The 10,059-nt window shown below is 58.0% G+C and carries 11 protein-coding genes; 4 read left to right on the forward strand and 7 right to left on the reverse strand.

The genetic code is table 11. The features are described 5' to 3' along the window. Positions 1–74: 74 nt before the first annotated feature. Positions 75–653, forward strand: coding sequence for a superoxide dismutase (locus BM194_RS11585; protein ID WP_092846891.1), 579 nt, complete (start codon positions 75–77; stop codon positions 651–653). Positions 654–753: 100 nt separating this feature from the next. On the opposite strand, the gene BM194_RS11590 is transcribed toward BM194_RS11585, so the two are convergent. Beyond that, the gene (locus BM194_RS11590; RefSeq protein ID WP_092846893.1) at positions 754–2,055 is read right to left on the reverse strand and encodes a nucleotide sugar dehydrogenase; all 1,302 of its coding nucleotides are present in this window, start codon (positions 2,053–2,055) and stop codon (positions 754–756) included. A 3-nt stretch (positions 2,056–2,058) separates the two neighbouring features. After that, positions 2,059–2,949, reverse strand: coding sequence for a UTP--glucose-1-phosphate uridylyltransferase GalU (gene galU / locus BM194_RS11595; RefSeq protein ID WP_092846895.1), 891 nt, complete (start codon positions 2,947–2,949; stop codon positions 2,059–2,061). 383 nt (positions 2,950–3,332) lie between these two features. Here galU and BM194_RS11600 point away from each other — a divergent pair, with 383 nt between their 5' ends. Genes BM194_RS11600 through BM194_RS11610 form a run of 3 tightly spaced genes read left to right on the forward strand, consistent with a single transcriptional unit; the run spans position 3,333 to position 6,099 of the window. Continuing rightward, positions 3,333–4,685, forward strand: coding sequence for a TRZ/ATZ family hydrolase (locus BM194_RS11600; RefSeq protein ID WP_092846897.1), 1,353 nt, complete (start codon positions 3,333–3,335; stop codon positions 4,683–4,685). Further along, positions 4,682–5,422 (forward strand): bifunctional 2-polyprenyl-6-hydroxyphenol methylase/3-demethylubiquinol 3-O-methyltransferase UbiG, encoded by a 741-nt coding sequence (gene ubiG / locus BM194_RS11605; RefSeq protein WP_092846899.1) that lies wholly within the window; start codon positions 4,682–4,684, stop codon positions 5,420–5,422. Before BM194_RS11600 ends, ubiG begins: the two co-directional genes overlap by 4 nt. After that, complete coding sequence (locus tag BM194_RS11610) at positions 5,419–6,099, forward strand: HAD-IA family hydrolase (RefSeq protein WP_244890946.1); 681 nt, start codon at positions 5,419–5,421, stop codon at positions 6,097–6,099. The genes ubiG and BM194_RS11610 overlap by 4 nt, the downstream gene beginning before the upstream one ends. A 49-nt stretch (positions 6,100–6,148) precedes the next feature. Here BM194_RS11610 and BM194_RS11615 read toward each other — a convergent pair whose 3' ends face one another. The 5 genes from BM194_RS11615 to tolA form a co-directional block, all read right to left on the reverse strand. Further along, positions 6,149–6,910: a YciK family oxidoreductase gene (locus tag BM194_RS11615; protein ID WP_092846901.1), complete on the reverse strand. Its 762-nt coding sequence runs from the start codon at positions 6,908–6,910 to the stop codon at positions 6,149–6,151. 60 nt (positions 6,911–6,970) lie between these two features. Beyond that, on the reverse strand, positions 6,971–7,726 hold the full coding sequence (gene ybgF, locus BM194_RS11620) for a tol-pal system protein YbgF (protein ID WP_092846903.1): 756 nt from the start codon (positions 7,724–7,726) through the stop codon (positions 6,971–6,973). A 15-nt stretch (positions 7,727–7,741) separates the two neighbouring features. Continuing rightward, on the reverse strand, positions 7,742–8,284 hold the full coding sequence (gene pal, locus BM194_RS11625; protein ID WP_092846905.1) for a peptidoglycan-associated lipoprotein Pal: 543 nt from the start codon (positions 8,282–8,284) through the stop codon (positions 7,742–7,744). A gap of 35 nt (positions 8,285–8,319) precedes the next feature. Further along, a complete protein-coding gene (gene tolB, locus BM194_RS11630) occupies positions 8,320–9,612 on the reverse strand; it encodes a Tol-Pal system beta propeller repeat protein TolB (RefSeq protein WP_092846907.1) in 1,293 nt (430 codons plus the stop codon). After that, positions 9,609–10,059 (reverse strand): cell envelope integrity protein TolA (tolA, locus tag BM194_RS20920; RefSeq protein WP_244890947.1); only part of this gene is annotated, 451 nt, incomplete at its 5' end. The genes tolA and tolB, both read right to left, overlap by 4 nt.

Consider the following 10,059-nt stretch of genomic DNA (forward strand, 5'->3'; position numbering starts at 1 on the left):
GTGCAGATGCTTGGTATTGTAAGGTTTTTTATCGTGCGCTGTATTCCACGTTGCCCCTGCAAGAGGAGAAAATCATGGCTTTCGAATTGCCTGCCTTGCCCTATGAAAAGAATGCACTGGAACCCTATATTTCTGCGGAAACGCTGGAATACCACTACGGCAAGCACCATCAGGCCTATGTCGCCAAGCTGAACGAGCTGACCAAGGACACTGCCGAAGCGAACAAATCGCTCGAAGAAATCATCAAAACCTCGTCCGGAGGGCTGTTCAATCAGGCAGCTCAGGCCTGGAACCACACTTTCTTCTGGCACTGCCTGTCTCCTCACGGCGGCGGAGAGCCCAGCGCTCCCCTGGCCGATGCCATTAACGCCAAGTTCGGCTCGCTCGAACAGTTCAAGGAAGCGTTCAATTCCAAGGCGGCAGGCAACTTCGGAGCGGGTTGGACATGGCTGGTCAAGACAGCCGATGGCGATCTGGAGATCGTCAATACCGATGACGCCGATACCCCTATCGCTCATGACCAGACCCCACTGCTGACCATCGACGTATGGGAGCACGCCTATTACATCGATTATCGCAATGCGCGCCCCAAGTATCTCGAGGCAATCTGGAATATCGTCAACTGGGAGTTCGTTGCACAGAATTTCCGTTAAGCGCGCCGCGAAGTGGCCTCCCGGTATCTGAACATCGGCCACTGACGTAAACGCCCCGCATAGCGGGGCGTATCATTTGCCAACTGCAGCGTGATCCCGATCAGGCGGGATCGGCACGTCGGCCTATGCCGCGATAGGTCAAGCCGCGAGCAGCGACATAAGCAGGGTCATAGATATTGCGACCGTCGAGAATCAACCGCTCCTGGAGCATGTCCCCCAACCGTCGCCAATCAGGATTCCAGTAACATTTCCATTCGGTCACCAGAATCAGTGCGTCGGCACCTTCACACGCTTCATAAGGCGCGCCTTCGCACAGGGTAAGCAGCGGATGGTTACCTACTTCTTTCCTGACGGCCGGCAGCGCGGCAGGGTCGTGAAGACGAACATGCACACCCTGAGCCCATAGTGCACGCAACAAGGTCAGCACCGGGGCATGGTCGATACGCGTCGTACCGGGCTTGAAGGCAGCGCCCCAGATAGCCACGGTTCGATTTTCGAGCTGGCCGTGGAAGTGGCTCCACAGCTTGCGGAACAGCGTCTCCTTCTTGTTCTCGTTGATGTCGAGAACCTGCTCGAGGAGTTGCGACTCTCGCCCCGTAGCAAGCTGCACATCGGCCAGCCGCATCAGGTCGCGGGAAAAGTTCGGCCCCCCGAAGCCGCAGCCGGGATAGAGGTACTCGTACCCGATGCGGGTATCGGCGCCCATCCCCTGACGGACATATTCCACGTCGACACCCAGGGAGTCCGACAGCCCCGCGACTTCGTTCATGTAACTGATGCGGGTTGCCAGCATGCCGTTGATGGCCAGTTTGGTCAGCTCGGCGGCGCGACGAGGTATGCGCTGGAAGAGCTCGGCACGCCGGTTGAAGGCACGCAACAGCTCTCTCACTTGATCCTCGGCCCAGTCATCCTCGCACCCCAACAGCCAGCGCGTGGGCCGGGTAAATGCCTGCCATGCCCGTCCTTCTTCCAGCATGTCGGGCAACACCACCGCCACCTGCGACGCGTGGCGCAACAAGGATTCCAGGCTTTCCGTATGCCCTACCGGGAAGGTGGAATTATTGACCAGCACCAACGGCGAGCTCTGCTGCCCGGCGACCAGTTCGATGAAATGCTCTGCGGCGTCACGCTGGTCCGGTGCCAGTGCCAACCAGGCGATATCGTATTCGCCAGAGAGTTCGGCAGCGCCCGCCCCGTTCTCGAATAATCGAAGTGCACCGGAACGATGCCCGGCATCGATCTGCTCGACGACACCAGGCTCACCAGTCAACCATTCGGCGCGGGACAACTGCGACCAGGGAGCATCCGGGTGTGGCCACCAGTCAACTTGATGGCCTACCGATGAGAGAGCAGCTGCCGCAGTCGCTGCAGCTAGCTCGCTACCATGTACGACAATGCGCATCGCTTACTCCTCGCTAGCATAACGCTGGAGTAGCTCGTTGAAGCCTTGGCCGAATTTGGGGTGCCGCTTGGCGTAGGCCAGGGTCGCTTCCAGATAACCCAGCTGATGACCACAATCGTAGGTCGTGCCCTGCATGCGGAAGGCAGCAACCCCTTGCTGCTTGCGCAGGGCATCAATGGCATCGGTCAACTGAATTTCATTGCCGGCCCCCGGCGGGGTATCCGCCAGCAGGGGGAATATCTTGCCCGGCAGTAGATAACGGCCAATGACCGATAATGTCGAGGGTGCTTCCTCGACCTTGGGCTTCTCTACCATGCCGGTAATCGGTGCGCTCTTGCCAGGCTCCGGCGCATTTCCTTCGAGCGCCACGATGCCATATTTGTAGACCAGTTCCTGGGGCACGTTCTCGACCATGATCTGAGCATCGCCGGTCGCCTCATAGGCATCGATCATGCCCGCAAGATCGTTCTTCTGCAGCCCGGCATCGTCGACGAGGACATCGGGAAGCAGCACGGCGAACGGCTCATCGTCACCGATAACGGCACGTGCACAGAGCACGGCATGACCAAGCCCCAGCGCCTCGGGCTGGCGAACACTGATGATGCTGACATCGTCAGGCACGATATTGCGCACCTCTTCAAGCATGTCATCCTTGCCCTTGGCCTCGAGCATAGTCTCAAGTTCGAAATGCTTGTCGAAATGGTTTTCGATGGCGCCCTTACTGGAGTGCGTAACCAGTACGATCTCCTTGATCCCTGCTTTCACCGCTTCTTCGACGACATATTGGATGACCGGCTTGTCGACGATGGTGATCATTTCCTTGGGGATGGCTTTAGAGGCGGGAAGACAACGGGTACCGAGCCCTGCAACGGGGAGAACGGCCTTACGAATCATGGGGTCCCTCCAACATGATGATAATGTTTTTCAGTATGACACAAATGGTTACGTTGGTATCCAAGCAACCTGACAAATGCCTCTTACGAGGTGTCCGATTTGATGCCACTCACATGCGCAAGCAGCGATCAAAGCGAACTTTGGCAAACTTCACTCCATGGCCACTGGTAGCCGAAGTGCCAATGTAACAATGAGTCATCACCGTACATGGCTCGCCGCCATCGATCAACTCAGTATGTAATCGATGACATTCTATCCTTGGCTACCTCACTTGAGGTTTTCGGTAACGATTCCGGCAACTCTTTCCGGGAAAGAGTGCAACGGGCCACAAAAAAAGTCGAGAGATAGTAGAATGCAGGGCAACTGGTCGAAGGAGGGAAGTGATGTCATTCATCACACCACCCGAAGTCGAATTACTGATCGAAGCCCGCTGGATCCTGCCAATGAGCGAGGAACTCCCGGTTCTCGAGAAACATGCCATCGCCATCGACGCCGGTCGCCTGTTCGGGCCATGGCCTGTCGAGGAAGCCCATCGACACGTTTCACCGAAACAGACGCTGCGAATGGAGCATCATGCCTTGCTGCCGGGGCTTATCAATGCGCACAACCATGCCGGCATGAGCCTGATGCGCGGTTATGCCGACGACCTGCCTCTGATGACTTGGCTCAACGAGCATATCTGGCCGGCCGAAGCGAGGCATGTCACCCCTGACTTCGTTGCGGACGGCACTCGCCTTGCCATGGCTGAAATGCTGCGCTCTGGAACAACGACCTTTGCCGACATGTACCTCGCTCCTGAACCCGTTGCCGAGGCAGTGGAACGATTCGGCATGCGCACGCAACTATGCACTCCCTTGATCGATTTTCCGACACCTTGGTCAGCAGATTTTCATACCGGGCTGAGACAAACCGAATCGCTGATCGAACGCTACCATGACCACCCGACGATCAGCCTTGCGTTTGGCCCGCACGCTCCGTATACCGTGGGGGATGACAGCCTGGCAGGCTTGGTCGAAGCGCGTAATCGCCTGGGCCTGCCAATCCAGATGCACGTTCACGAAACTGCCGACGAAGTCGAGCAGGGACTGGCCAGGCATGGCAAACGGCCCCTGCGGCGGCTTTACGAAGCCGGACTGCTGGGGCCTGACTTCCAGGCGGTGCACGTGACACAAGTCGATGACGAGGACGTGGCGATCCTGCGCGACAGCGGTACTCATGTCATTCATTGCCCCCAGTCCAACCTGAAACTGGCCAGTGGCTTTTGCCCTGTCGCTCGCCTGCAGGCTGCCGGCATCAATGTCGCTTTGGGCACCGACGGCGCTGCCAGCAACAATGATCTGGACATGTTCGACGAACTGAAAAGCGCCGCTCTCCTTGCCAAAGCCGTGCACGGCGATGCCGCTGCCCTACCGGCCATGGCGGCCTTGGCCATGGCCACCCGGGACGGGGCGAAAGCCTTGGGGATGGCCCATCGCCGCGGCCAGCTCATCGAGGGATACGATGCCGACCTGATCGCTGTCGACCTCGATGCCATCAATACTCTGCCCGTGCATCATCCCGCTTCGGCAATTGTCTACGCCATGCACAGCCGGCAAGTCAGCCATGTCTGGATCAATGGCAAGCTACGTGTCGATGAAGGCCGGCTGATCGATATCGATATTACCCAACTCAAGCACATGGCTCATGCCTATCAGCAGTCCATGGCATCTACAGCCCAATCCCGAGAGACCAGATGATGCAAGCGCAACGTGAGACCAATGATCATCGCGGCAATGTCGACCACCACGAGATTGCCAAGTTCGAAGCCCTGGCTAGCCGCTGGTGGGATCGAGACAGTGAGTTCAAGCCCTTGCATGACATCAATCCACTTCGCCTTGACTTCATCGACGGGCGCGCCGGTCTCGCCGGCAAGCACGTCATCGATGTGGGCTGCGGTGGCGGAATCCTGAGCGAGGCCATGGCACACCGTGGCGCCCAGGTCACTGGCATCGACATGGGTGAAGCACCTCTTGCAGTGGCACGGCTACATCAACAGGAGAGCGGTGTCGAGGTAACATACCGGCAAGCCAGCGCCGAGGAAATGGCGCATGCGCATCCTGGCGAGTTCGATATCGTGACCTGCCTGGAAATGCTCGAGCACGTACCCGACCCGGCAGCAGTGGTAAGAGCTTGTGCGACCCTGGCCAAGCCGGGAGGCCACATTTTCTTTTCCACCATCAATCGCAATCCAAAGGCGTATGCCTTTGCGATACTTGGCGCCGAATACGTCCTCAGGCTTCTTCCTCGTGGCACCCACGATTACCGCAAGTTCATTCGCCCATCTGAACTCTCTGCCTGGTGCCGTGCCACCGGCCTGCGAGTCCGCGAGCAATGCGGGCTGACCTACAATCCGGTGACCAAGCACTATCGCCTGGCGCCACGCGATGTCTCGGTCAACTACATGATGCACTGCTCGATGGAGGAGACGCTTTGACTGCATCGCTGTCTTCGCCCCGGTGTCTGCTCTTTGATCTGGACGGTACCCTGATCGATACCGCCCCCGATCTGGCGCGCGCAACCAATGCGCTACGCCAGCACCACGAATTGCCTCCCTTGCCGTATGAAACCATACGCGCCCAGGTCTCCAATGGAGGCAGCGCCCTAGTGACACTGGCACTGGGCTTCACGCAAGACCACCCCGACCATGCCGAGGCACGCCACTTCCTGCTTTCAGCCTACGGCAAGGATGTCGCCGTCGAGAGCAAGGTATTTTCCGGCCTGGAGCGGCTCCTTGAGCGCTGGGCCCGACCGCCCCGTCGCTGGGGGATCGTTACCAACAAGCCGCGCATCTACACGGAACCTTTGCTTGAAGCCTTGTCGTTATCCCCTCACGTGCTTCTTTGTGCAGATGATCTTCCTGTCAAGAAACCCTCTCCCGAACCTCTTTGGGAGGCAGCACGAAGGCTGGAAGTGGCTCCGCACCAATGCTGGTATATCGGGGATCACGCTCGCGACATGCAAGCGGCGCATGCTGCCGGCATGACTGCCATCGCCGTCGGTTACGGCTATATCGCCGAAAGCGAAAAACGCGAGGACTGGAAAGCCGATTGCTGGTTCGACAGCCCGTCAGAATTGGTCGATGCCCTGGTTACCAGCGACGAAGCGCAATAATGCAAATGCCTCCCTGCGGAGGCATTGAAAATCAAACGAGACGAGAAACTCACTGACGAGGCGGTTGGGCATCAAAGCGTTCGCCGGTGGTCCCCTGGCTCTCCGGGCCCATTAGCCATAGATAGGTAGGCATGATCTCGGCAGGTGTACGCAGTGTGTTGGGATCCTCACCCGGGAAGGCCGTCTTGCGCATCTGGGTGCGAGTCGCCCCGGGATTGATACTGTTCACACGGATGCTCGTCAGGTTTTCCAGCTCGTCGGCCAGTACCTCGACGAAGCCTTCTGTCGCAAACTTGGAAACGGCATAGGCGCCCCAGAATGCCCTGCCCTTGCGACCGACACTGGAAGACGTAAAAATCACCGATGCATCTTGCGACGCCTTGAGCAGCGGGAGCAAAGCCTGGGTCATCCAGACAGGACCAGTGATATTCACTTGCATGACCTGATCCCAGAGCTGCGGATTGTACTGTTCGAACGGAGTTATCCGCCCAAGCAGACCTGCATTATGCAGTATGCCATCCAGTCGACCGAACTCCTTGTGAAGTGTGTCGGCCATGTCCTGATAATCCTTCAGGGTGGCACCCTCGAAATTGAGGGGAAAGATGGCAGGCTGCGGCCAACCGGCTTCCTCGATTTCGTCGTAAACCGATTCGAGTTTTGCGATGGTCCTGCCGAGCAGAATGATCGTCGCTCCATGCTGAGCATAAGCCAACGCAGCGGCTCGGCCGATACCATCGCCAGCTCCGGTTACCAGAATCACCCGATCCTTGAGCAAATCTGTCGGCGCCTGGTAATCGATCTTGCAAGTCATTGCGACTCCCACGGTCTTGCACAAGACAAGGCACATCGATATTCGATGTGCCAGCCTTCGCTACAGACCGGATTGATTGAGAAAATCGCCAGCCATGCTGGCCGCGTTGCTCTCGGGATACTCTTGTCGAACGCGCGTGAGCAACTGCTTGCTGGCTTCGGGCTGGCCTTGGCGCGCCTTCAGCAGGCCCAGCTTATACAGGGCATCCGGCACCTTGTTGCTTTGCGGATATTGATCGATCACGGTCGTGAATGCCTGCGCGGCGGGCTCCAGCTCAGAACGGCTGGAATATAGTTCGCCTAGCCAATAATAAGCATTGGCGCGCAGAGGGGAGTTCGGATACTGCTGAACGAAATCATTGAACGCCGCGATTGCGGCATCGAAATCCCGGCCTTGTACTTTCTGGAACGCTGCCTGGTAGGCTTGCTGCCCATCCTGGCTGCTGCCCTGCATGGCATTGGCGGCATCGGGATCGCCTCCCGACTGAGTTGCGCCGGCTGCACCTGCCTGACTAACCCCAGCGGCAATACGCTCCTCGAGTTCCAGGTAGCGCTCCTGGGCGAGCTTGCGTTGCTGCTCGAGCTGATAGCGCAACTCCTCGACCTGGCCACGCAACTCCTGAATCTGACGCTGGTTTTCCTGAAGCTGATTGAGTATCTGCAGACTGGCACCAGGCGTGGGCTCTCTAGCCTGGGTATTTTCGTAGAATGTGCGCGACCCGGAAGAAGACAGATCTTCGACCACGGGTGCTGCCCATACGGACAGCGGGAGCATCAATGCTCCCGCGCCGCACAGTCTTTTCAGACCGTGTTTCATTGGTAACTCCGAAGCTTAGTAATCGAAGACTACGCGCCGATTTTGAGCATAGGACTGTTCGGAGTGACCATCAACAGCAGGACGCTCCTCGCCATAGCTGACAATCTCCAGTTGGGAAGGAGACACGCCCTGAACGGTAAGATAACGCTCGACGGACTGCGCACGACGCTCACCCAAGCCCAAGTTGTACTCGCGGGTGCCACGTTCGTCAGCATGCCCTTGCAGGATGACGGATACATTGGGATTGGAACGCAGGTACTGAGCATGAGAGTTCAGTACGGATTCAAACTCGGGACGAATGGTGTCGCGGTCGTAGTCGAAGTAAATGGTGCGCTGATCGGGGATACGTGAATCCTGGCCCTGGCCCTGACCATAACCCTGGCCTTGGCCGAGTTGAGTGCCGCTGGCCTGGCCGCTGGTCACTCCCTGCCCCGCAGCCCCTGCAGACCCAGTGCCATCCATGCTCCCGTCCTGGGAGCCGCCAGTGCTGGTACAGCCAGCCATGACAGCGAAGGACACGGCGACAACCAAGGACTTGGCGTAAGAATTGAATTGCATGATAACTCCTTGCTCGGAATTAGAATGACACATTTTTAGTTCATGAACGGCGACCAGGCGGGTTCCCGCACATCGCCTTGTGCCGAGGGTAGACGGTAGGAGGCATTGCCATCGGCCGACACGACACCCAGCACACCACGATTACCCTGCTGGGTAGCGAAGATCACCATGCTACCGTTCGGGGCCACGCTAGGTGACTCATCCCACCGTGAGTCGGTAAGAATGGTCATGCGATCGGTCTCCAGGTCCTTCTTTGCGACATGGAAGCCCTGATCGTCCCGATGGATAAGAAACAGCGTTTCCCCATCAGGTGAGAAGCGACCGCGCGAATTGTAGCTTCCCGTGAATGTTATTCTTTCCGCCTGCCCATTGGCAAGATTGTAGCGATACAATTGTGGTCCACCACTACGATCCGAAGTAAAGACCAGGCTCTGTCCATCGGGCGCCCAATCGGGCTCGGTGTCGATGGCAGAATTGTTGGTCAATCGCCGGAAGCTGCGCGAAGCAATATCCATGATATAGATTTCGGGCTGCCCATCCTTCGAAAGCGACATGGCCAACTGCCGACCATCCGGGGACCAGGCAGGTGCACCATTGATGCCTTCGAACGACGTCGCCTGGATACGCTGGCTACTGGCCAGATCCTGAATGTAGATGGCGGGACGGCCCGATTCGAAGGAGACGTAGGCGAGCTTGTTGCCATCCGGCGACCAGGCCGGGGACAGAATAGGCTGCTGCGAGGAAAGGATCTGCTGGCTGTTATGGCCATCCGCATCGGCCACATGCAATGCGTAGCGGCGGTTATCTGCTGCTCCCTGAGCCGTGACATAGGCGATACGCGTCGAGAAAGCGCCTCGAATGCCGGTAATCGCCTCGAAGACCTTGTCGCTGACGTAGTGAGCGGCGCTACGCAACTGGTCACGGCCAACATTGACGACCTCGCCGATCATGCGCCGCTCACCATAGATATCCATGAGTTCGAACTGAACGCTGTAGCCATCGCCCTGGGGCGTGACCTGGCCGACAACGAGGTAATTGCTATCGACAGCTCGCCAATCCCTGTAATGCACATCCTCGCTGCGATTGGGCTGGGCAATCAGCGAGCCGCGAGACAACGGTGAAAACTGGCCGCTACGCGCCAGATCGTCACTGACGATCTGGGCAATGTCTTCGGGAAGCGCGCCCTGCCCTTGGGTTGCAAAAGGCACGACGGCGATAGGAATGGCCTGATCACTGCCCTTGGTAATTTCAATGGTCAGGTCTGCGTTGGCCAAACTGACATACAATGCCAACCACAGGCCGACCATGATGGAAACAACACGTTTCATCGGCGTACATCCTTGGGGTTGAAGTCCAGGTTGAATTCACGGAACTGGCTCTGTGCAGCCAGAGGAAGCTCTCTTATTTCGCGGAACGGTGCAGCTCGCTCGACGGCCTGAAGTACGGAGCGGTCAAAAACACTGTCACCACTGCTTTCGATGATTCTCGCGCTGACCAGTTCACCCGTGGGCAGCAACTGGATACGGACTACAGCACGCAACTGATTGGTGGCGCTGGCGGGCAGTATCCAGGCTTGCTCGATCGCATGCCTGACCAGATTGATGAATCCGTTGGACGCCTGGGCAGCCTGCTTCGCATTGGCGATCGCTTCAGCCTCGCCGGCAATCAAGTTATCCAGCGACGAGGCAGCGGCTTTCTGAGCGGCCTCGGCTGCACGGCGCGCCTCCTCTTGAGCCTTGCGCTTGGCTTCTTCCTCGGCCTTGCGCTTGGCTTCT

It is taken from the genome of Modicisalibacter xianhensis, from assembly GCF_900113605.1.
Lineage (GTDB): Bacteria > Pseudomonadota > Gammaproteobacteria > Pseudomonadales > Halomonadaceae > Modicisalibacter > Modicisalibacter xianhensis.

What these genes read in the sequence shown, in the direction of transcription:
- BM194_RS11590 (WP_092846893.1), bottom strand. Translation starts at nt 2,055, where the DNA reads ATGCGCATTGTCGTACATGGTAGCGAGCTAGCTGCAGCGACTGCGGCA.
- ubiG (WP_092846899.1), top strand. Translation starts at nt 4,682, where the DNA reads ATGATGCAAGCGCAACGTGAGACCAATGATCATCGCGGCAATGTCGAC.
- ybgF (WP_092846903.1), bottom strand. Translation starts at nt 7,726, where the DNA reads ATGAAACACGGTCTGAAAAGACTGTGCGGCGCGGGAGCATTGATGCTC.
- pal (WP_092846905.1), bottom strand. Translation starts at nt 8,284, where the DNA reads ATGCAATTCAATTCTTACGCCAAGTCCTTGGTTGTCGCCGTGTCCTTC.
- BM194_RS11615 (WP_092846901.1), bottom strand. Translation starts at nt 6,910, where the DNA reads ATGACTTGCAAGATCGATTACCAGGCGCCGACAGATTTGCTCAAGGAT.
- galU (WP_092846895.1), bottom strand. Translation starts at nt 2,949, where the DNA reads ATGATTCGTAAGGCCGTTCTCCCCGTTGCAGGGCTCGGTACCCGTTGT.
- tolB (WP_092846907.1), bottom strand. Translation starts at nt 9,612, where the DNA reads ATGAAACGTGTTGTTTCCATCATGGTCGGCCTGTGGTTGGCATTGTAT.
- BM194_RS11585 (WP_092846891.1), top strand. Translation starts at nt 75, where the DNA reads ATGGCTTTCGAATTGCCTGCCTTGCCCTATGAAAAGAATGCACTGGAA.
- BM194_RS11600 (WP_092846897.1), top strand. Translation starts at nt 3,333, where the DNA reads ATGTCATTCATCACACCACCCGAAGTCGAATTACTGATCGAAGCCCGC.